Genomic DNA, 22,696 nt, shown 5'->3' on the forward strand with positions numbered 1-22,696 from the left:
TAAGGGTCATAACCGGACCTATAATTTTGTCCGTTATTCCACCCTAAAGCAGACGCTGATTTGTTACGCTACAAATCCAACTGTAAAGACTGAGAAAAACAGCATACGCAGTATGCAAAGACGATGCTCATCCATATGTCCAGAAAGACCCGTGCATTAAAAACACACGATAGATGGGGAAATTGGGGTGGCTGAGGGGATTTGAACCCCCGGCCTCCTGGACCACAACCAGGCGCTCTAACCAACTGAGCTACAGCCACCGCAAATCAAGGCCGACTATGTAGTCCGCCTGCCCGTCGCCGTCAAGCGATCAGGTTGAAAAATGGGCAGAAAGCTTCTCAAGCGCCTGATCGAGCAGCGCTTCGCCCTTGCAGAAACAGAAACGCGCGAAATGATCAACGTCGGCTTGGCTGTAAAAGGCGCTGACCGGCACCGCAGCAACCCCTGCCTCCGTCGTGATATGACGGCAGAATTCAACATCGTCGCCGTTGAAGCCAAGTGGCCGGAAATCAACGGTCAGAAAATAGGTGCCTTCACTTTCCATGGTCTCAAAACCGATGCTCTGAAGACCCTTGCTCAGCTGGTCGCGCCTGGCCTGTAGGTCGGCGGCGAGGCCGGTGAAATAGTCATCCCCCTTGGCAAGGCCGAAAGCCGCCGCCAGCTGGGTTCCCGGCGGTGTCGTGAAGGTGTTGAACTGGTGGGTCTTGGCAATGGTCGAAATAAGCGCCGGATCGCCGGTGATGTAGCCGATCTTCCAGCCGGTCAGCGAGAAGGTCTTGCCCGCCGAGCCGATCCGCAAACAGCGTTCGGCCATGCCCGGCAGGGTCATCAGCGGAATGTGCTTGCGGCCATCAAACAGCAGATGCTCGTAGACTTCATCACAAACCGCATAGGCGTCGTGCTTTTCAACCAGTGCGGCAATGAAGGCCAGCTCGTCGGCATCGAACACTTTACCGGCTGGGTTATGAGGAGAATTGAGTAAGATCAGCTTGGTTTTGTCGGAAAAAGCCTCTTCCAACTGCTGGCGCGGCAAGGTCCAGTCAGGCGGCTCGATCCGGGCCAGTTTGGCAATCCCGCCGGCGCGCTGCACCATCGGCAGATAGCAGTCGTAGAGCGGTTCGATCATCACCACTTCGTCGCCCGGATTAATCAGACCCAGCAAACAATCGGCTATCGCCTCGGTCGCCCCCGACGTCACCATCACCTGGCTTTGCCAATCCACATCAAGATCGTAAAAACGCTTGTTAGCCGTGGCCACGGCCTGGCGCAATTCAACCATTCCCATCATCGGCGGATACTGGTTGGGGCCATCAATCATCGCTCTTGCGGCAACCTCGCGAATATCGGCCGGGCCGTCCTGATCGGGAAAGCCCTGCCCCAGGTTGATGGCGCCATGGTCGGTGGCAAGCTGGCTCATCACCGTGAAGACGGTGGTGCCATAACTGGACATGATTGAATTTGTCTGTTTCATGCCCTTCTGTCTAAAGCACAGCGGCCACGGGTGCACCCATTTTTTAGCCGTCAATATTTAGGCAATTGCCTGTTTATTGTGCAATTAACGCGTTAACGAAGGCCCTTTTTATTTGCATCAAAAACCGCCAAAGCCTTTATCCACAAGGGCTGCCAGAGAAGACTCGCGGGTTGGCACGGCTTGTGCTTTTATGCGCATAGATACGAAAAGACATGCTGCGGTCCGATCACAAGGGCCACCAGGAATTAAAAGGCAAAACCTTATGAAAAAAATTGAAGCCATCATCAAACCCTTCAAACTCGATGAGGTCAAAGAAGCCCTGCACGAAATCGGCTTGCAGGGCATTACGGTTCTCGAAGCCAAGGGGTTTGGCCGCCAGAAAGGCCATACCGAGCTTTATCGCGGCGCCGAATACGTCGTCGATTTTCTGCCGAAAGTGAAGATCGAACTGGTCATTGACGACGGCCTTGTCGAACGCGCCGTAGAGGCCATCCAGCAATCAGCCCATACCGGACGTATTGGCGATGGCAAGATTTTCATCATTCCGGTCGAAGAAGCCATTCGCGTGCGCACCGGCGAACGTGGCACGGAAGCCATTTAACATCACTTCATCAAAACCTTTCGATACCGACTTTCAATAAAAGGATCACAAGCCTATGTCATGTAATTGCAAAACCCCCGCCGACGTTCAGAAGTTTCTCAAGGAAAACGACATTCCGTATGTCGACCTTCGTTTCACCGACCCGCGTGGCAAATGGCAGCACTTAACCATGTGCGCTGACTTCATTGATGATGACGCCTTCGATGATGGCGTCATGTTCGATGGCTCATCCATCGCCGGCTGGAAGGCCATCAACGAATCCGATATGTCGCTGATCCCCGACGCCACGACCGCCGTCATGGACCCGTTCGCGGCCCAGCCGATGATGATCCTGTTCTGTGACATCATGGAACCCTCGACCGGTCAACCTTACGGACGCGACCCCCGCTCCGTCGCCAAAAAGGCGAAGGCCTACCTGGGTTCAACCGGCATTGGCGACACGGTCTTTATCGGTGCCGAGCCTGAATTCTTCGTCTTCGATGACGTGCGCTACGATGTCCAGATGAACCGTTGCTTCTTTGAATTCGATTCCGAAGAAGGCCCATACGTCACCGGCAAAATACTCGATGAAGGCAATTCCGGCCACCGTCCCCCCGTCAAGGGCGGCTACTTCCCGGTTCCGCCGGTTGATGCCTCCCACGACCTGCGCGCCGAAATGGTCACCGTGATGCGGGAAATGGGTCTCGGCATGGACAAGCACCACCACGAAGTGGCGCCGTCTCAGCACGAGTTGGGCATGACTTTTGATGAAATGATTAAAACCGCCGATAACGTTCAGGTCTACAAGTACTGCACCCACATGGTCGCCCACACCTACGGCAAAACGGCGACGTTCATGCCCAAGCCGGTCGCTGGCGACAATGGCTCCGGTATGCACACCCACCAGTCGATCTGGAAAGACGGCAAGCCGACCTTTGCCGGATCAGGCTATGCGGACCTGTCCGATACGGCGCTTTACTACATTGGCGGCATCATCAAGCACGCCAAGTCGCTGAACGCCTTCACCAACCCGTCGACCAACAGCTACAAGCGCCTGATCCCGGGCTTTGAAGCACCGGTGCTGCTGGCCTATTCGGCCCGTAACCGTTCGGCCAGTTGCCGTATTCCCTTCGCCACCAACCCCAAGGGCAAGCGCGTCGAAATTCGCTTCCCGGACCCGGTCGCCAACCCCTACCTGGCGTTCTCGGCGATGCTGATGGCTGGCCTTGACGGGATTGAGAACAAAATCCACCCCGGCGACGCCATGGACAAGAACCTCTACGATCTGCCGCCTGAAGAACTGGCTGATGTGCCGACCGTTTGCGGCTCGCTTCGTGAAGCCCTTGAAGCCCTGGTCGCCGATCGCGATTACCTGAAAAAGGGTGACGTCTTCACCGACGACATGATCGACGCCTACATCGAACTGAAATGGGAAGAAGTCTATAACTTCGAACACACCCCCCATCCGGTCGAATGGCAGATGTATTATTCGAGCTAGGACAAAGCTGAATAGACAAGTTGAAAGGGTCGCTTCGATAAGAAGCGGCCCTTTTTTGTTGGTGCTTGTTATTGTCCGGCCAATATCAGATAATTCTTATATTGCCCCCCTGTCGGAGTTTGCGCCATTTTTAAATCAGCCCTTGCCGCCCTTCTCGTCCTTCTGTCCTTTAACGCCCAGGCCGCCGGGCTTGAGGTCAAGCAGGTCACGACCAACGTCTACGCCATTGTCGGCGAGATGGTTCAGCGGTCGCCTGAAAACCTTGGCAACAATGCGACATTCGGCTTGATTGTGACGGACGCGGGCGCGGTGCTGATTGATCCGGGTGGCACCTATAAAGGGGCTGCAAAGCTGGCGGCTGTCATTAAAACCGTCACCGACAAACCGGTTAAAATCGTCATCAATTCAGGCGGCCAGGATCATCGCTGGCTTGGCAACGGTTATTTCAAGGAACGCGGCGCCCGCATCATCGCGTCAAGCGCCGCTGTCGAGGACCATCAGGAACGCGCCAACGGACAGCTTCAAGGTTTGGAGTTTCTTGTCGGCAAAGAAGGCGTTGAGGGAACCCAGGCCGTCTACGCCGATGAGACTTTCGAGGAATCTCTTTCCCTGGACTTTGGCGGCGTACAAATGGAACTTATCGCAACCGGTGGGGCTCATACGCCCGGTGACGCCGTTATCTGGTTGCCCGAAAGCCGCGTCGCCTTTACCGGCGACATGGTCTATCTGGAACGGATGCTGGGCGTCGGCGCAATGAGCGATGTCAAAAACTGGATACCGGCCTTTGAAGCGATGGCCGCATTGAAACCCCTGCACATTGTTCCCGGCCACGGCAACCCTTCAACGCTGGAGCGCGCCAAGGCCGACACTTACGACTATCTGGTCAACCTCAATAAGCGGGTTTTGACAGTCCTTGAGAACGGCGGTGAAATAGCCGATGGAATCGCCATCGATCAGGACGCCTTCAAATACCTCCTGAACTTCGATCAACTGGCCCGGCGCAACGCCCAGGAAGCCTATATGCAACTGGAATTTGACTTCTAGTAAAAAGCCAAAACCAGCCGCCCGGCAAGCGGTGGCCCATTTGTTTTTACACTTTTGTTTATGCTTCCATTTGACACCCGCAAGGTGCGGCGCAATACTCTTTTCCAAGCACCATGAAAGTTAAGTTCTGGGACTATTTTCAGGCGCGCTGGGAACCGGCCACCGGCATTCCTGATCGGGACTTGCTTTAATAAAAACGAAAAAAACGGCCGGATGATTTGTGGAGGATCCTCAATTGAAAAAGCTCTTGATAGGAGCAACCCTTGGTCTTGTCCTTGGCACGGCCAGTGTTGCCCAAGCAAAAACCCTTGTCTTCTGTTCGGAAGGCAGCCCCGGCGGCTTTAACCCAAGCCTGCATTCCGCCGGTACCGATTTCGATGCTTCGGCTCAACCCATCTACAACCGCCTTGTTGAGTTTGAACCCGGAACAACCAAGGTTGTCCCCGGTCTTGCTGAATCCTGGTCGGCGACTCCCGATGGCTTAAGCTACACCTTCAAGCTGCGCAAAGGCGTCAAATGGCATAGCAACAAGAATTTCACACCAACCCGTGATTTCAATGCCGATGATGTTCTGTTTAGCTTCAATCGCCAGTGGAAAGAAGATCACCCTTACAATGGCGTATCAGGCGGCAAATACCTGTATTTTGGCTGGATGGATATGGGCACAGCCCTGGCGTCCATCGATAAAATCGATGATTATACAGTCAAAATCACCCTGAACTCGCCGGATGCACCGTTCGTGTCTAACCTGGCAATGGACTTTGCCTCCATTCTTTCGGCTGAGTACGCCGACAAAATGGCTTCAGGCGACAAGGAACGCGTCGATAACGATCCCATCGGCACCGGTCCTTTCGAGTTCGTTTCCTATAAAAAGGACGCTTTTGTCCGCTTCAAAGCCTTCGATCAATATTGGGAAGGCAAGCCGAAGATCGACAAACTGGTGTTTGCCATCACCGTTGATGCGCAAGTCCGCTATCAAAAATTGAAAGCTGGCGAATGCCACATCATGCCTTATCCAAACCCGGCAGATATCGCATCCATGAAAAAGGACAAAGACATCAACCTGCTCAGCCAGGAAGGCCTGAATGTTGGTTACATTGCCTTTAACGCCGAACGCGCACCGTTTGATGATGTACGTGTCCGTCGCGCTTTAAGCATGGCCATCAACAAACAAGCCATTCTGGATGTTGTTTACAAGGGCGCCGGTTCTGCCGCTAAGAACCCGATCCCGCCGACCATGTGGTCCTATAACGACGCCGTTGTCGATTATCCTTACGACCCCAAAGCCGCCAAGGCGCTTCTTGCCGAAGCCGGCGCGGCGGGTCTGGATACGGATATCTGGGCCATGCCCGTTGCGCGTCCGTATAACCCCAACGCCCGTCGTATTGCCGAACTGGTACAGGCTGACTGGGCCAAGATTGGTGTCACTGCCAAGATCGTCTCCTACGAATGGGGCGAGTATCGTAAGCGTATCCGCGCTGGTGAACACGGCACGGCCATGTTGGGCTGGACCGGTGATAATGGTGATCCGGATAACTTCATGTTCGTTCTGCTTGGTTGCGAAGCCGCCAAATCAAACGCTGCACGCTGGTGCAACACACGATTTGACAAGCTTCTTCGCGACGCCAAGCTGACTTCGGATCAGGCCGAACGTACCAAGTTGTACGAACAGGCCCAGGTTGTCTTCAAGCGCGAAGCACCGTGGTTCACAATTGCCCATTCGGTTCAGTTCCGGCCGGTGCGCAAGGAAGTTGTTGGCTTCAAAATCCATCCACTTGGAAGCCATATCTTCAAATATGTGGACCTGAAGTAGATCTGAACATCTAAAAACAAAGCTGGCGGGAAGTAGATCAAACTGCATAAAGTGAACTCACTTTAATGCAGATCATTTGATCGTTATTTACAAATCGAGCAACTTCTCTGCGTTTTTTAAACGCAGGTTGCTCTTACTTCCCGCCAGTTCTTTTTACGGAACAACGTTTTTTGCTTTCATTCCTTTTTAGACGCCTGATGATCCTGGTGCCGATTTTCTTCGGCGTCACTTTGGTTGCCTTCGGCTTCATCCGTGCACTGCCGGGTGACCCGGTCCTCGCCCTTTCAGGCGAGCGGACAATTTCTGCTGAAAAATATACCGAGATGTTGATCCAATTCGGTCTCGACAAGCCCCTGTGGGAACAATATTTCGACTATATCGGGGGTATTTTGCATGGCGATTTTGGCACCTCAATCCTGACCAACCGTCCGGTTCTCGATGAATTTATGGAACTGTTCCCGGCAACCATGGAACTGGGCCTGTTCGCCATGCTCTTCGCCTTGATCTTCGGTTTACCCGCCGGATTGTTTGCCGCCGTCAAACGCGGATCTATCTTCGATCAGGGTATCATGAGTGTCAGCCTGGTTGGTTATTCCATGCCCATCTTCTGGTGGGGATTACTGCTGATTATCCTGTTCAGCGGTATGCTGGGGCTCACGCCGGTCTCCGGCCGCCTGTCTTTCCTGTATGATGTTGAGCCGGTCACCGGCTTTTTGATCATCGATAGCTTGCTCGGTGACGAAGAAGGCGCTTTCACCTCGGCCCTGCATCACCTTATTTTGCCCAGTATTGTGCTGGGCACCATTCCGCTGGCGATTATCGCCCGCCAGACCCGCTCGGCCATGCTCGAAGTTCTTGGCGAGGATTATGTCAGAACGGCCAGGGCCAAGGGACTATCGCCGCTCAGGGTGGTTGGCCTGCATGCCCTTCGCAATGCCTTGATTACGGTGGTTACCGTCATCGGCCTGCAGGTTGGCGTGTTGTTGGCGGGTGCCCTTCTTACCGAAACCATCTTCAGTTGGCCGGGGATCGGCAAGTGGATCATCTTTTCGGTCTTCAGCCGTGATTATTTCGCCGTGCAGGGCGGCCTGGTGCTGATCGCCATGTGCATCATGACGGTCAATATGATCGTTGATGTTCTATACGGCCTGATCAATCCGCGAATTCGGCATAACCGATGACTGAGAATACCGCCCAGGCCACCGCCAACTCATCGAACGTACCAACCAGCCAACTGGCTGAGTTCTGGTACTATTTTTCTGAAAGCAAGGCGGCAGTAATCGGGTTGCTGTTTATGATCGGTATTATTCTGGTTGCCATCTTTGCAGACCAGATCGCCCCCCACGAGCCCAGTGAACAATATCGGGAATTCTTCGAGGTTCCGCCGTTCTGGGTCGAGGGTGGATCCAGCCGCTTCCTGCTGGGCACCGATTATGCCGGACGCGATATGTTGTCGCGGATCATTCACGGCTCGCGCCTGTCATTGGTGGCCGGTGGCATCGTCGTCATCCTGTGCCTCAGCGCCGGAATTATTATCGGCCTGATTGCCGCCAGTTTCCGGGGCTGGGTCGAAACCGTCATCATGCGCGTTATGGACACCATCCTGGCGGTTCCGGGTTTGTTGATGGCATTGGTTCTTGTCGCCATTTTAGGACCAGGTTTAATCAATGCAATGATTGCCATTTCCATTACCTACATGCCTTATTTTGTCCGCCTGACCAGGGCTTCGGCGATAACTGAAACAAGCCGCGATTATGTTATCGCCAGCCGGGTCGCCGGGGCCGGACAGATTCGGATCATGGTGCTGGCGGTGCTGCCCAACTGCATGGCGCCACTGATTGTACAGGCGACGTTGAGCTTCTCGACCGCCATCCTTGATACTGCTGCCCTTGGCTTCCTTGGCATGGGTGCGCAACCGCCGACGCCTGAATGGGGCACACTTATCGCTGAAAACCGTGACCTGATGTTAAGCGCCCCGTGGACAGTTACCTTCCCGGGCCTCGCCATCCTGCTTGCCGTGCTGGCCATTAACCTGATGGGTGATGGCTTGCGTGACGCCCTTGATCCGAAGTTGAAACGCTCATGAGTTTGCTTGAAATCGAAAATCTGAGTGTTGATTTCCAAACAGCGTCCGGCTTGTTCCGGGCTGTTGACGGCGTCTCCCTGACTGTTGATGGCGGCGAAGTCCTCGCCATTGTCGGTGAGTCAGGATCCGGCAAAAGCGTCGCCATGCTGGCACTGATGGGTCTGCTGCCGTGGACGGCGAACGTCACCGCCGACCGTCTCGCCTTCGATGGTCGCGACCTGAAGACGATCGGTGACGCCGAACGCCGCACTATCATCGGCAAGGACATGGCGATGATTTTTCAGGAGCCGGGAACCTCGCTCAACCCCTGTTTCACCATCGGTTTTCAAATCAAGGAAAGCCTGAAAATCCATGTCGGGGGCGACAACGCCGAACACCACCGCCGGGCCGCCGAACTGCTCGATCAGGTGGGGATCCCCGAACCCGAAAAACGACTGTCGGCCTTTCCCCATCAATTGTCAGGTGGCATGAACCAGCGCGTCATGATTGCCATAGCCATTGCCTGCAATCCGCGCTTGTTAATTGCCGACGAACCGACGACGGCGCTGGATGTGACCATTCAGGCGCAGATACTGGATTTGCTGGTCGAACTTCAATCGAAGCATAACATGGCGTTGATTTTGATCACCCACGACATGGGCGTCGTCGCCGAAACGGCCCACAGGGTTTCGGTCCAGTACGCTGGCCAGCAAGTCGAGCAGCAGGATATCAAAGGCCTGTTCACCAATCCCCGACATCCCTACACCTCTGCCCTTCTCGAAGCCCTGCCCGAACGCAGCAAAGGCGATTATTTGCCATCAATCCCAGGCGTCGTTCCGGGGCAAGGAGATTTTCCTGAAGGCTGCCTGTTCAACCCGCGCTGCACCCACGTCACGGACCTGTGCCGGACAACACCGCCGCCGGTCATTGATGGTGTGCGCTGCCACACGCCACTGTCGGGTGACGTCCAATGAGTGGCCCTATTCTGCAAGCCGAAGGACTAACCCGCCATTACCTGATCGGCCAGGGCATGTTTGGAAAAACCGCCCTGGTAAAGGCCCTCGACGGTGTCGATTTTACCATGGAACAAGGAAAGACATTCGCCGTTGTTGGCGAGTCCGGTTGCGGCAAGTCAACACTTGCCCGCCTGTTGACGATGATTGAGGAGCCAACTGGCGGGCGCTTGCTGATCGACGGCGTCAATGTTCTCGATACAGCCTCTGATAAACGGGCCGAATTGCGCCGTACCGTGCAAATCGTTTTCCAGGACCCCTATTCCTCACTCAACCCGCGCAAGAAGGTTGGCGCCATTTTGGAAGAACCCTTAAAGATCAACACCTCCATGAACGCCGCAGAACGCCGCCAGGCGGCCCAGGCGATGATGGAGAAGGTCGGCTTGAGACCCGAACAATACAGTCGCTATCCGCACATGTTCTCTGGCGGTCAGCGCCAACGGATCGCCGTCGCCCGCGCCCTGATGCTTAACCCCCGTATTGTTATTCTTGATGAACCGGTGTCGGCACTGGATGTGTCAATCCAGGCACAGGTGCTCAATCTGCTCACCGACCTGCAAAACGAGTTCGATCTGGCCTATATGTTCATCTCCCATGACTTAAGCGTCGTGCGCCATGTCGCAGACGAAATCATGGTCATGTATCTGGGCCATCCGGTGGAAAAGGGTAGCCGCGACGATATCTTCAACAACCCACGCCACCCCTATACGCGGGCGCTGTTGTCAGCGACCCCCAAGGCCGACCCGCTTGCCGCCAAGGAACGCATCAAACTGACGGGTGAGTTGCCCTCGCCCATTGATCCGCCAAGTGGTTGCCCGTTCCACCCGCGCTGCCCCCATGTTGGTGATAAATGCGCCGAAAGTGTCCCGGCGATTGAAGACATCGCGCCCGGTCACGAAGCCGCCTGTCATTACTGGCGTGATATTTAGAGCATATCCGGGTTACCGGCCCGGTAGGGAAATCTCGAATAATTTGGGCCCGTTTCCATGAACCTTGTCATGGGCGCGAACCGAGACAACCTTTAATCCCGCAGGAATCCGGACCCCTGACAAGCCGCGTGTAAAGGGTTGTTCGTTGACGTGGGGATGCATCAACACGCGGTCCCCAAGCACTTCCCCTTGCGGATCCAATACTTGCCACCTGTCGGCGTAATGATCCCAGCCATTGTCGGCATGTTTGAGGGTGACGGAAAAACTGTAGCGCCCGTCCTGTTGCCGGTGCGCCTCGACATCGACGATACGGACCTCGTCGGCAAAGCTTTTGCCGGAAATAAGAATGGATAAAGCCAGCGTTATCAAAATCAGGCGCATTTCAGGTTCTCCCCATTTCACTAAATGCAACCTAAACAGTGCGCCCTCTCATGCCTAATCAAAGTCCCGTGAGCAACACTTAACTCAATTTCATGTTTTGTTATTTTTCAACTGCTTAAATATTAATGTTGCCATTTTGTTCTCTTTATATTATAACTCTGATCACGAACAACGAAACAAAGAAACGGAACCAGAACCATGTTCAGTCAAAACAGTGAAAAATCAGCCTTCGATAATGGATTCGCCAAAGAATTCTCAGCCCTGAGCAGCCTCTGCGCCGCCGGGTACTTGTGGCTGTTGTTGATATAAATTTTACTTCAGGCTTCGGGAAGCGACCGCTTGTTGCCCTCTTCGTCAAGGGCGACGTATGTGTAGAGGCCTTCGGTGACTTTGACCTTTTCGGAAGGGTCGCGGGCTTTCAGGGTCCACACTTCCACAGAAATCGTCATCGAGGTTCTGCCGACCCTGATAATATCCGTATAGCAACAGACCACATCACCGACCTTGACCGGGCGGTGGAAGGTCATGGCTTCGATACCGACTGTAGCAACCCGCCCTTTAGCCCGGGCATGGGCGGCAATACCACCGGCAATATCCATTTGGGACATCAGCCAGCCGCCAAAAATATCACCCGCAGGGTTGGTGTCCGCAGGCATCGCCAGGGTCCTGATCGACAAGGTTCCGTGATTATTTTCCGTTTGGTCCGTCGAATCCTTGCTCATCGGGTTCTCCTGCTATACACAATATCTTGTCATCATTTTGTGGATTTATACTCTATCATGGGGTTATAAGATAGAGCTACGACGCTGAATTTTAACTTTCCTGGGACGATTTGAACGCGATTATGGCCGATTTATTTGAAGCAGTGGAGACCAAGGTGGCCAAAACACCACCCCCGGCCCAACCACCGAAAACGGGCACAAGCACAAAAGTGAAGAAGCCCAAAGACGGCGGCGCCTATTCAGCCAAGGATATTGAGGTCCTGGAAGGCCTGGAACCTGTGCGCCTGCGCCCCGGTATGTATATCGGCGGTACGGACGAGCACGCCATGCACCATCTGGTTGCCGAAGTCCTCGACAACTCCATGGACGAGGCGGTGGCCGGGCACGCCAGCCATATCACCATCGATCTGGCGGAAGATTTCACCGTTACCATTGGCGACAACGGCCGCGGCATTCCCGTCGACTCGCACCCTAAATTCAAAGACAAGTCGGCCCTTGAGGTGATTCTGACGACCCTGCATTCCGGCGGCAAGTTTTCCGGCAAATCCTACGAGACCTCCGGTGGCCTGCACGGCGTCGGTCTTTCGGTGGTCAACGCCCTTTCTGACAGGCTGTCCGTCGAAGTCGCCCGCGACAAGACCTTGTGGACACAAAGCTATTCCTGCGGCGTCCCCCAGAGCCCACTGACCAATGCCGGCAAGGTTTCCAACCGGCGTGGGACGACCATTGCCTTCCATCCCGACCCGCATATTTTTGGCCCGCGTCCGCGGTTTCGCCCGGAAACCGTTTTTCGCATGGCCAGATCAAAGGCTTACCTGTTCCGCGGCGTCGAAATTCGCTGGTCGTGTGCCGAAAAACTGTTGAAGGGCGATGACGCCCCACCGTCGTCCGCAACCCTGCATTTCCCCGGTGGATTGGCCGATTATCTGGCCGGAACCCTGGACAACCGTAAAACCCTGACCCCGGCAACCTTTTCAGGCGAAGCCAAGCTCAACGGTAGCGGCGGCAAGGCCGAATGGGCCATTGCCTGGCCAATTGACGAGCATGACTACTTCAATTCCTATTGCAACACGGTGCCGACACCGCTTGGCGGCACCCATGAAAACGGAATGCGCGGCGCTATCACCAAAGGCCTTAAGGCCTATGGCGAGCTTGTCTCCAACCGTCAGGCATCAAAAATCACCGCCGATGATGTGCTGGGCGGGGCCTGTATCATGCTGTCCGTGTTCATCACCGATCCCCAGTTCCAGGGCCAGACCAAGGAAAAACTGTCAACCGTCGAAGCCCAGAAGCTGGTTGAAAATGCCGTTCGTGACCATTTCGACCACTGGCTGACGGGCGACCCGGAAAGCGCTAAGGCACTTCTTGAGCGGGTTATCGAGCGGGCCGACGAACGTTTACGCAAACGCTCGGCCAGGGAAACCAAGCGCGCCAGCGCCACCCGCAAGTTGCGGTTGCCCGGCAAATTGACGGATTGCACATCGAAAACAGCCGCCGGTACCGAACTGTTCCTGGTCGAAGGTGATTCAGCCGGTGGCTCGGCCAAGCAGGGCCGCGATCGCAAAACACAGGCCATCCTGCCCCTGCGCGGCAAGACCCTGAACGTCGCCAGCGCCACTGACGAGAAGATCAACGCCAACCAGGAATTGCGCGACATGACCGAGGCTCTGGGTTGCGGCACCCGTGATAAATACGACGAGGGCGCATTGCGTTACGAGAAGATCATTATCATGACCGACGCCGATGTTGACGGCGCGCACATCGCTTCCCTGCTCATGACATTCTTCTTTAAGGAAATGCCGGAACTAATTGAAGAAGGTCACCTTTTTCTAGCGCTGCCACCGCTTTACAGACTCACCCAAGGCTCGAAAAGCGAGTACGCCCGCGACGATGCCCACAAGGATGAGCTGATGGAAAAAGTCTTCAACGGTCGCGGCAAAGTCGAAGTCAGCCGCTTTAAGGGCTTGGGTGAAATGCCCGCCAAACAACTTAAGGATACAACCATGGACGCCAGCAAACGAACCCTGCTGCGGGTCACCATGCCGCCGGATCATTCCGATGACGACAAGATCGAACGCCGCAAAACCAACCGGCTGGTCGAGGACCTGATGGGCAAAAAACCGGAAAAACGCTTCCAGTTCATCCAGGAAAACGCCCAATTCGCCGAAGATCTTGACGTCTGACCAGACAAGCCTCGCCTGACGGCAGTCATCTTAGCAGCGCGCTTTTTGATTAGGCGCGTTTGCTTTTATGCATCAATACACCCTAAGATTTATCAGTTTAAAAGTTTATACAATCTTGGGAGGTTTTTATGGCTATTATTATGGGGCCAATTCTCAGTTTTCGAGGCGAGGATAAGGTTAAAGGCGAATGGACTGTTTCCGCTCTTTTCGTATCAGATGTAGACCCGGGAATGCTGCATTACGGCAACAACGAAAGCAGGGAAGCAACCCAAAAAACATTCTTGAAGGAACATAAAGGGCGTCAAGTCTGGCGCTTCGACATGCTCATCAAACAATCAAATCAACCGACAAAAGTTCAATACATGCTTGCCGGGTTGCAACAAAAATGGGAATTTTGGGTACCGGCAAAGGGCATCAATCCACATATAGCCTATGCGTCTTGCAACGGATTTTCCGATCCCAAATACATGAAAACCGTCAAATCCCGCAATGCTTTGTGGACTGACATGTCTGAACGGCACAACCTTGCAATTGATTTTCTTGAAAGTGGCGATGGCACCGGCGACCTGCCCTTCAGTTTGCTGCTCATGGGCGGTGATCAGGTCTACGCCGACTCCATCTGGCAGGAAAAGGAATGCAAACCCATCTACGACTGGGTCAATAAACCCCAGAATGACAGGATCAAATTATCATTCACCAAGATCATGCAAGAAAGGGTCGAGGATTTCTATTTCAACCTTTACTGTGATCGATGGAGCCAGGAAGAACCGGCGCAAATGCTGGCCAGCATTCCAACGATGATGATGTGGGATGATCACGACATTTTCGATGGCTGGGGTTCGTACCCGGATGAAGTCAATAATTGTGCCGTTTATCAGGGTATCTTCGCCAGCGCTCGTGATAATTTCCGCACCTTCCAGATGCAATTGGCTGAGGCCGAGCGCCCATCATGGCTGGTTGGTGGCGACAATAACTTTTCTTTCGCTCAAATCGCCGGTGACATGGCTTTTGCCGTTTTCGATATGCGTAGCGAGCGCACTAACGATTGCGTCATGAGCAAAGCCGCGTGGGGAGGATTCCAGGAATGGTTGGATAATCTAGGTGAAGATGATGCCAAGCATTTGTTCATCATGTCCTCAATCCCGGTTGTTCATATGGATTTCTCAAAGTTGGAAAGTATTCTCAACGCCATTCCCGGCCAGCAAGAACTGGAAGACGACCTGCGCGACCACTGGCATAGCCATCCCCATAAAATTGAACGCCTGGATATGATCAGAAACCTGTTATCCTTCTCGCGCGCCAAAAAGACACGTGTCACCTTCCTTTCGGGTGATGTTCACGTCGCCGCTGTCGGGGCCATCAAATCCATGCGCGAAGGCACGAATAGTGTCAAAAATTCCAATGTCATGAACCAGTTGACCTCATCGGCCATTGTCCATCCACCGCCACCGGGCATCGTCGTTTGGGCCATGAATAAACTGATGAATGAAAATGAGGTCGTCGACAGGGATATCACGGCCGAATTGCTGAACTTTCGAGGCGCCGACTGTGGTCTCGTCGGATCCAGAAACTGGCTTAGCATTGAACAATTCAACGCCCACAACCTGATTGCAAAATGGCACCTGGAGGAAACCGGCAAAGGCGCCAAACCACCCCCTTACAGCAAGGTGATCAGCGCCTGCAGCTCGTCATAGGTCCTTGCACAGCCTGAGCGCGTCATAGATGGCGGCGTGGATGTTGCGACTGGCAACCGCGTCGCCGATGCGCAGCAACCGGTAGGCCCCGCCTGGGTTGCTGATCAGGGTTTGCGGCTTGTTTGCGATCAGGGCGTCGTAATCGACCGCGCCCCGGTTAACGGCGTTTTCCTTCAAGTCGAAATAGAGCTCGTCCAGGGGCAAGGTGCCGTGTTCGACAACCACCTGATCAATACGTTGCTCACGGACAAGATCGGAATAATCGCTGCCGATCACCGCGACCAGCCCGTTCCCGTCACGGCGAATTGAGGTCAGCCTTTGATTGAGGGTAATGGTGACATCGTGTTTCTCGAAACATTGAGCATATGGCACATGATTAAGGCCGCCGACATCAGGGGCAAAAAAACGCTCCGGGGTGAAGATTTCCAACTTTGAGCCAGCCTCGGCGATGAATTCCGCCGCCTGTAAGCCAGCCTGTCCGCCGTTATCGTCAAACAGCAAGACGTTTTCCGCCGGTTTGACAGCTCCCGAAATGATATCCCAGGTTGTCACGGCAAGATCATCACCCGCTTCAAGGAATTCCGTATTAGGCATTCCGCCGGTGGCGATAATGACAACATCGGGATTTTCGGCGAGCACATCAGGGGCCTCGGCCCAGGTGTTGGTACGGATAGAAACGTCCAGCTTTTCACATTGGGCAACCCGCCAGTCGATGATACCGACCAGTTCCCGCCGTCTTTTTGATTGCGCCGCCAGCAGCACCTGACCGCCGGGATTGTCGGCAGCCTCAAAAACAACCACCTGATGCCCCCGCAAGCCCAGCACCCGCGCGGCTTCCAATCCAGCAGGGCCGGCCCCGATGATGACACATTTTTGTTTGGGGCCACTGGAAGCCATGACTGTATGGGGCATGGTCTCTTCGCGGCCAGTTGCCGGATTGTGAATGCACAACGCCTCGTGACCCTCATAAATTCGGTCCAGGCAATAGGTGGCGCCGACGCAGGGGCGGATGTCGTCCTCCTGCCCTGCCGCCACTTTAGCGGTGATGTGCGGGTCGGCAATATGCGCCCGGGTCATGCCGACCATATCGACCTTGCCCTCGGCAATAGCGTGACGGGCCGTCGCCACATCGGATATTTTAGCGGCATGAAAAACCGGGAATGCGGTTTTGGCGCGAACCTCGCCCGCAAAATCAAGGTGCGGGGCCGAGGCCATGCCCATAACCGGAATGACTTCGGAAAGCGCGGCGTCAGTTTCAATATGACCGCGAATGATGTTGAGAAAATCGACCTGCCCCGCCGCGACCAGGGCCTGAGCGATCCTGACCCCTTCATCCTTGCTCAATCCCTTGTCCCAGTTCTCGTCTGCGACCATGCGTACGCCAACGATGAAGTCGGGGCCGACGGCGTCGCGGATGGAACCCAGCACCCGGTGGGTGAATTTAAGCCGGTTTTCAAGGGGGCCATTCAGATCATCGTCGCGCCTGTTCGTCGCTGGAGACCAAAAACCGTCCATAAAGTGGCCGTAGGCTTCAATTTCGATGCCGTCCATTCCGGCTCCCTGCATACGCGCGGCAGCACTTCCATAATCTGCGGCGATACGTTCAAGGTCCCAGTCTTCGGCCTGTTTGGGAAACGCCCGGTGGGCCGGTTCGCGAACCGGTGATGGCGCCAGCACCGGCAGCCAGTCGGCCTTGTTCCAGTTGGTTCGTCTGCCAAGGTGGGTGAGCTGAATCATCATCGCCGTACCCAACTCGTGGCAATCATCAACCATGGATTTGAGCCACGGGACGATTTCATCTTTATAGGCATGAAGGTTGCCAAAGGCGGCAGGAGAGTCCGGCGAAACGATAGCCGACCCGGCGGTCATGTTCAGGCCGATGCCGCCGCGGGCCTTTTCAAGATGATAGAGCCGGTAGCGATCCTTCGGCATGCCGTCTTCCGAATAGGCCGGTTCATGGGCGCTCGACATAATACGGTTCTTGAAGGTCAGGTTCTTCAGGGTATAGGGCTGCAGCAAAACATCTTTACTTGTCATGGGTTAGCCGCCTTTTCCCTAAAGCCCGGTATCAGGATCCGCACCGATCATTAAATTGAGGTTCTGAACCGCCTGTCCCGATGCGCCTTTGCCCAGGTTATCGATCAGGCCCATAACCACGGCCTGTCCGGTTTCGGCGTTGCCAAAGACATGCAGGTGCAACTCGTTGGTGCCATTAAGTGCCTCCGGTTCAAGGCCGCTCATATCAGCGGTTTCGGCCAGTGGCCTGACCTTTACGAAACGCTGACCGGCGTAGTGATCTTCGAGGGCCGCGTGAATATCACCGACGCTGACATTTCCCGGCAAAGCCCAGAGCTGCAACGGCACCTGGACAATCATCCCCTGATGGAAATGACCAACGCTGGGAACAAACAGCGGCGGCCGATCGAGGCCGCTCCTTACTTTAATTTCCGGCACATGCTTGTGAGCCAGGCCAAGGCCGTAGACCCTGAACGGGGTATTGGCATAAGCGCCGTTTTCCGCATTCTCAAAATCGGCGATCATTTGCTTGCCGCCGCCGGAATATCCGGAAATGGCGTTGATCGTGACAGGATGACTGGCCGGAACAATACCTCCCGCGATCAGCGGGTGCAGGATCGACACCGATGAAATGGCGTAACAACCGGGGTTCGTCACCCGGCTTGCGGCGGCGATCTTTTCAGCCTGTCCGGGGCCGTATTCAGGCATACCGTAAACCCAGCCATCAGTAACACGGTGAGCCGAAGAGGCATCGATCACCCGCACATCCGAATTCTCGATCATCGCCACGGCCTCACGCGCCGCCTCGTCGGGCAGGCACAGGATGACGATATCGGCGGCATTCAGCATGTCGCCGCGCCTGCCCAAATCCTTACGCTCATTCTCGTCAAGGCTAAGGAAGGAAAGGTCGGCGCGATTACCCAGCCGCTCCCTGATCTGCAGGCCGGTGGTGCCAACTTCGCCATCAATAAATACTGTCGCGCTCATCACTATTAACCTTCATTTCAAGTGGTTTGCGTAGCACGGCCAACGGCAGCAAATCAATGATTTCAAAACTAATGTCTGAGCGGCCTGATCAAAGCATCGCCAAATTTAATATTTTCCTGTCCAAAAACCATTTTTTTTGGCATACTTTTAATTGTGTTATATTTTTAATTTCAACTAATAATATATTCCAGAGGGAGAACAACATGTCTGACCCAATCAAGTATCCAGAACTCGACGTTGCCCTTGAATTACTGGCGCGTGAAAAAAAATACATCTCCAAGATTAAAGGCAAGAAAGTCAGGGCAAAGGATCCTAGCGATATCAAAGCTCTGGTCATGGATATAGCGCCTGGTATTACCGAAATTAAAAAGGGACGGCCCGTCGCCAAGGTCCTGGCTGATCGGGGTGTGTCATTTGACCCAACGGTCGCATCATTTGGTTTTGGCTGCACAGACAACTGCAGCTGCAGCAAAAACAAGATGCTTGCTGACATCGATTTCTTGTCCGAACAGATAACAGCCTTTAAAAAATCCGGAAACTGATGGCAGCGCCGTTCCGGTTTTCCAGCCAGGTGGTCACCCTTAGGGGTGACCACGGTTGGAGTTTGATCAATTGGTTAAATCTTGAAAACTTCCGCATTGAGGATGCCCGCCATCCTTTATACGAATGCCTGGAAAGCGGTACTGAACATGATACCAATTTTATTGACTACATTTGTTCCATACAGGCGGTACCGATAGTCATAGGGTTCCCAAAATACATCTGAAACTACGAGAGAACCCCACCACGGGAATAAATCATCCCAATCATAATCGGACCACCTTGGAACTCGACGGTTTCCGCGTTTTGTGTTCCACAACTCAACAAACGACTCAGCGCCTATGAAAGTGGAAACGTCTTCGTCTAAATCGAAGTACTCGTAAGTCCAATCTTCTTTTTGCTTCCAGAGTGCCATAGAAATTCCAATTTCTAGAATTTAATGTCCGTTTTGAGGGAGTAGCCCAGACGTTTTTGGTGTGCGGATTACTTCTGTATTGGACCCGGCTCAGATATTTTGGATAACGCGCTCCCTAGGAAAAGTTATGGTTACTATAGTGCCTTTCCCTTTGTCGCTCTTCACTTCCAATGTTCCACCATGTAATTCCATTAATCCTTTGGTCAAAGGAAGCCCCAAACCAGTCCCCTCGTGTTTTCGATCAAGACCACTGTCCACTTGCCCGAACGTGCTAAGGGCCTTCGTCACATCTTCATCATTCATACCTATACCTGTGTCGGCAACGCTGACGGCCAGTGAACCGTCATCATTAAACCATGCACTCAGGATGACTTCACCGGCCTTTGGCGTAAACTTGACCGCATTGCTGAGCAGATTGAGAAGGATTTGCTTGACCCTTCTCCCGTCCGCGTAAATCAAGTGAAGTTCAGGATCAATTTTGGACGAGATTGTCACTTTTCCTTTTTCCGTCCGTGGTCTGATTATGTGGACAGCAGTTTCAGCAACATCGGCAAGGATGAGGTTCTCTTCCTGCAATTCCAAAGCACCGGCTTCGACGGCGGAGACATCAAGAATGTCATTGATGAGGTCAAGGAGATGTTGTCCCGATTGGTGAATGTCTTCAAGATACTCACGATATTTATCATTACCGAGTGGACCAAAAGTTTCCTGCTTAATGCTATCGGAGAAACCGATAATGGCATTTAATGGGGTGCGAAGTTCATGACTCATATTAGCCATAAGTTCGGATTTCGTTCGGCTAGCTGTCATAGCCTTTATCTCTGCATCTTTGCGTTCGGTAATATCCGTGCGAATGGAAATATACTGAAACGGTTTTCCCTTTTCATCCAAGGATGGCACGATGGTGGACATGACCCAGTAATGCCCCCCATTTTTCTTTGAGTTCTTGATCTCTCCTTGCCAGACCTTTCCATGTGAAATGGTTTTCCACATGTCTGCATAAAATTCGGGTGGATGCTCGTCAGATTTAATTATGCGGTGATTTTTCCTATCAAGTTCCTCAAGTGAATACTCACTAATTTCACAGAACTTTTCGTTGGCATATATAATGTTACCCCTGACATCAGTTATGCTGACGATAGCGTGCTCATCGAGAGCAAACTTCTGAAAATCCAATTCTCGTAATTGAGACTTTCTCTGTTCAGCCTCGTATTGTAGTGCTTCGTTTGTTCTGGAAAGTTCCTTTGTCTGAGACCTCACTGTTTCTCTAATAACGGCGGTCCGGCTATAATTAGAGAACATCACGTAGGAAAAAAGCGAACTCAGGGCTAAACCAAAAGCAAGAACCCCCCATGATTGATATTGTTGGTGGTTCACATAATACAGCGCCAACGGCACCGTCATTAATTTCCACTGACGACCAGAAACGTTTAATGACGATGTATGGATGAATTCCGGAATTTCCCAAAGTTCAGAAAATGTAAGTGGGGCACCGGTTCTAACTAAACGGGAGCGGTGATGAAAAACAATTTCGTTTCCATCTTCGGCCTCAACATCAACGATATAAATATCGAGACCAATTGGCTCTGAGTTTGAGATTGCCGTTTCAAGAGCGATACCAATATCGTATTGAAGAATAAGAAAACCAAGGTGTCTATCGCGCCTTTGTTTAATTGTTTGCAGGGGGCCATTGGATCGATAAACCGGTTGAATAAGGATAACAAATGATTCCCTATTTGCGTTTCTACCAGTCAGTAGATGCGGAGACGATATATGCGTGATCGGCACAATTACATCTTCATCACGAGCTTGCTCGAGCAGAGTTAAAATTGTTGGATTTGAGGCCAAATCAAAGCCAATCCACTCATCCATTTTGTTTCCTGGTTCAGCATACAAAATAGGAAAGTGGATGGCCCTCGGAGGAGACGGTTTATCGTGTCTGTTCGGATTTACGGGGTCAGGATCATGAATTGATCGCCCGTTCAACCCTCCTATCCATTTTGATGTCTCCAATATTCGTCGCTGGTCGCCGGATATTCGAGGAACCCAAGAAATAGATACGATTTCATCTGATTTGGAAATTGCTTTGCTGATGAAAGAAGAAAATTCTGCTCGATCAACAAACTTCGACCCTTGGTAAAAGCGTTTGGCAGAATCAAGTTCAATAATAATGTCTCTAAGTCGGCCCTCTAAAAGTTGTCGATAAGTATTTGCCGAAAAGTTAAAATCTTTCAGTAATTTCTCGTTCTCCCAACCACGCACATAAAAAACGGCCACGATGACGACTACTATGCTTATCAATGCGATGAGCAAAGGATGCGTGGAAGATACCCTATGTTTTTTAGTAGTCTGATCTTGGTTACCGTTAGGCGAAGCCATTTTTCTCCTATTTGGTCAAATGCCCCAATGTCTTGTCGAAGATGTTTTGATATGTGCCGTCGCTTTTCATTTCTGACAAGCTGGCCGCCGCCTTTGCAATCAATCCCGCATGTTTTTTGTTCAGATACATGAACATTTCCTGCTTCGCCAAGGGCGGTTCGGAAGCTTGAATAGTTATTTCCATTTGCCGAGCACGCCACAACCCTTGCCAGCGCTCATAGAGTATGAAGTCCACTTCTCCTGCGGTCATTAGATCGAACATCTGCTGTGCATTTTTAGTTTGGATTGTGGACTTATGATCTCTCAGATTGTTTTGGAATATTTGCCAACCTTTAATGTAAGCGATTCTTGCTTCATCCATGGTGTCCCAATTGTCCGAAACAATGATTTTGTTGATGGAATATACGACAAAATCATTGTCCATAAGCTTTTCGGGTACGCGCACTAAATTTGGGAATTTCTTTTCCAATCCCTGAATGCGAAGCGCTGCTCCGTCATCAATTCCGATATTTGCATTTACTAATGATTTGGCAGAATTTTGATAAACGATCACCTTGGCATCAATACCAATCCGGCGGAATGCTTCTTGGACTATAAGGTCTATAAACCCTGTCTGGTTACTGGTCGTAAAAGGGTCACGAATACCCGTGTTAAGGACAATTTTGTCCATTGTGTATCCCGGTGTATATCCGGTGAATACTGATAACACTGACAATACGAACAGCAGTCCTCTTCTCATATTTTGACTCTCATTATTTATAAATCGAGAGTACCCATAAACGCTTTGAAATGGAATAGTTCTATTTTATTGGAATGTCCGCTTTTGGCTATTAGCGGACATTGGTCTTGGCGACGGTTTTGGTCCGCTTTACCCCCGAAAGCGGACATACAATTAAAAAAATCTACACTCAATTTCCACACGATTTACACATGATTGCCGAAATCAGAAATTAAAAAACTAGGAAA

Annotated in this window: 18 protein-coding genes and 1 tRNA gene; 11 read left to right on the forward strand and 8 right to left on the reverse strand. The window is 52.6% G+C overall.

Translation table 11 applies throughout. The features are described 5' to 3' along the window. Positions 1–183: 183 nt before the first annotated feature. Together HOL66_01195 and HOL66_01200 are read right to left on the reverse strand one after the other, a co-directional pair. A tRNA-His gene (locus HOL66_01195) sits at positions 184–260 on the reverse strand. Between the two features lie 50 nt (positions 261–310). Then, positions 311–1,471 (reverse strand): aminotransferase, encoded by a 1,161-nt coding sequence (locus HOL66_01200; GenBank protein ID MBT5242840.1) that lies wholly within the window; start codon positions 1,469–1,471, stop codon positions 311–313. A 262-nt stretch (positions 1,472–1,733) separates the two neighbouring features. Here HOL66_01200 and HOL66_01205 point away from each other — a divergent pair, with 262 nt between their 5' ends. The 8 genes from HOL66_01205 to HOL66_01240 all read left to right on the forward strand — a co-directional run bounded on the left by HOL66_01205 (position 1,734) and on the right by HOL66_01240 (position 10,413). Beyond that, a complete protein-coding gene (locus tag HOL66_01205; GenBank protein ID MBT5242841.1) occupies positions 1,734–2,072 on the forward strand; it encodes a P-II family nitrogen regulator in 339 nt (112 codons plus the stop codon). A 55-nt stretch (positions 2,073–2,127) separates the two neighbouring features. Beyond that, complete coding sequence (glnA, locus tag HOL66_01210; GenBank protein ID MBT5242842.1) at positions 2,128–3,549, forward strand: type I glutamate--ammonia ligase; 1,422 nt, start codon at positions 2,128–2,130, stop codon at positions 3,547–3,549. Positions 3,550–3,786: 237 nt separating this feature from the next. Next, positions 3,787–4,593, forward strand: coding sequence for an MBL fold metallo-hydrolase (locus HOL66_01215; GenBank protein ID MBT5242843.1), 807 nt, complete (start codon positions 3,787–3,789; stop codon positions 4,591–4,593). Positions 4,594–4,828: 235 nt separating this feature from the next. Further along, complete coding sequence (locus HOL66_01220) at positions 4,829–6,406, forward strand: ABC transporter substrate-binding protein (GenBank protein ID MBT5242844.1); 1,578 nt, start codon at positions 4,829–4,831, stop codon at positions 6,404–6,406. A gap of 197 nt (positions 6,407–6,603) precedes the next feature. Continuing rightward, positions 6,604–7,587, forward strand: a complete 984-nt coding sequence (locus HOL66_01225; GenBank protein ID MBT5242845.1) for an ABC transporter permease subunit — start codon at positions 6,604–6,606, stop codon at positions 7,585–7,587. Further along, complete coding sequence (locus tag HOL66_01230) at positions 7,584–8,492, forward strand: ABC transporter permease subunit (protein MBT5242846.1); 909 nt, start codon at positions 7,584–7,586, stop codon at positions 8,490–8,492. Before HOL66_01225 ends, HOL66_01230 begins: the two co-directional genes overlap by 4 nt. Beyond that, the gene (locus HOL66_01235; protein MBT5242847.1) at positions 8,489–9,445 is read left to right on the forward strand and encodes an ABC transporter ATP-binding protein; all 957 of its coding nucleotides are present in this window, start codon (positions 8,489–8,491) and stop codon (positions 9,443–9,445) included. Before HOL66_01230 ends, HOL66_01235 begins: the two co-directional genes overlap by 4 nt. Next, on the forward strand, positions 9,442–10,413 hold the full coding sequence (locus HOL66_01240; protein MBT5242848.1) for a dipeptide ABC transporter ATP-binding protein: 972 nt from the start codon (positions 9,442–9,444) through the stop codon (positions 10,411–10,413). The genes HOL66_01235 and HOL66_01240 overlap by 4 nt, the downstream gene beginning before the upstream one ends. Before the next feature lie 12 nt (positions 10,414–10,425). On the opposite strand, the gene HOL66_01245 is transcribed toward HOL66_01240, so the two are convergent. Both HOL66_01245 and yciA read right to left on the reverse strand, forming a co-directional pair. Then, positions 10,426–10,794 (reverse strand): hypothetical protein, encoded by a 369-nt coding sequence (locus HOL66_01245; GenBank protein MBT5242849.1) that lies wholly within the window; start codon positions 10,792–10,794, stop codon positions 10,426–10,428. Between the two features lie 317 nt (positions 10,795–11,111). After that, positions 11,112–11,516 carry an acyl-CoA thioester hydrolase YciA gene (gene yciA, locus HOL66_01250; protein MBT5242850.1) on the reverse strand — a complete coding sequence of 135 codons (405 nt, stop codon included), beginning with the start codon at positions 11,514–11,516 and terminating at the stop codon, positions 11,112–11,114. 122 nt (positions 11,517–11,638) lie between these two features. Here yciA and parE point away from each other — a divergent pair, with 122 nt between their 5' ends. Beyond that, positions 11,639–13,699, forward strand: a complete 2,061-nt coding sequence (gene parE / locus HOL66_01255) for a DNA topoisomerase IV subunit B (GenBank protein MBT5242851.1) — start codon at positions 11,639–11,641, stop codon at positions 13,697–13,699. A gap of 128 nt (positions 13,700–13,827) precedes the next feature. Further along, positions 13,828–15,393: an alkaline phosphatase family protein gene (locus HOL66_01260; GenBank protein ID MBT5242852.1), complete on the forward strand. Its 1,566-nt coding sequence runs from the start codon at positions 13,828–13,830 to the stop codon at positions 15,391–15,393. On the opposite strand, the gene HOL66_01265 is transcribed toward HOL66_01260, so the two are convergent. Together HOL66_01265 and argC are read right to left on the reverse strand one after the other, a co-directional pair. Continuing rightward, complete coding sequence (locus HOL66_01265; protein MBT5242853.1) at positions 15,388–17,430, reverse strand: NADH:flavin oxidoreductase; 2,043 nt, start codon at positions 17,428–17,430, stop codon at positions 15,388–15,390. The genes HOL66_01260 and HOL66_01265 overlap by 6 nt on opposite strands. An 18-nt stretch (positions 17,431–17,448) precedes the next feature. Beyond that, complete coding sequence (gene argC / locus HOL66_01270; protein ID MBT5242854.1) at positions 17,449–18,396, reverse strand: N-acetyl-gamma-glutamyl-phosphate reductase; 948 nt, start codon at positions 18,394–18,396, stop codon at positions 17,449–17,451. 203 nt (positions 18,397–18,599) lie between these two features. Between argC and HOL66_01275 the strand changes: the two genes are divergently transcribed. Further along, a complete protein-coding gene (locus tag HOL66_01275) occupies positions 18,600–18,938 on the forward strand; it encodes a hypothetical protein (GenBank protein MBT5242855.1) in 339 nt (112 codons plus the stop codon). A gap of 503 nt (positions 18,939–19,441) precedes the next feature. Here the strand turns inward: HOL66_01275 and HOL66_01280 are convergent. Together HOL66_01280 and HOL66_01285 are read right to left on the reverse strand one after the other, a co-directional pair. Then, complete coding sequence (locus tag HOL66_01280) at positions 19,442–21,730, reverse strand: PAS domain S-box protein (GenBank protein MBT5242856.1); 2,289 nt, start codon at positions 21,728–21,730, stop codon at positions 19,442–19,444. Positions 21,731–21,737: 7 nt separating this feature from the next. After that, positions 21,738–22,400, reverse strand: a complete 663-nt coding sequence (locus tag HOL66_01285) for a transporter substrate-binding domain-containing protein (GenBank protein MBT5242857.1) — start codon at positions 22,398–22,400, stop codon at positions 21,738–21,740. Between the last annotated feature and the right edge of the window lie 296 nt (positions 22,401–22,696).

Source organism: Rhodospirillaceae bacterium, from assembly GCA_018662005.1.
GTDB lineage: Bacteria > Pseudomonadota > Alphaproteobacteria > Rhodospirillales > JABHCV01 > JACNJU01.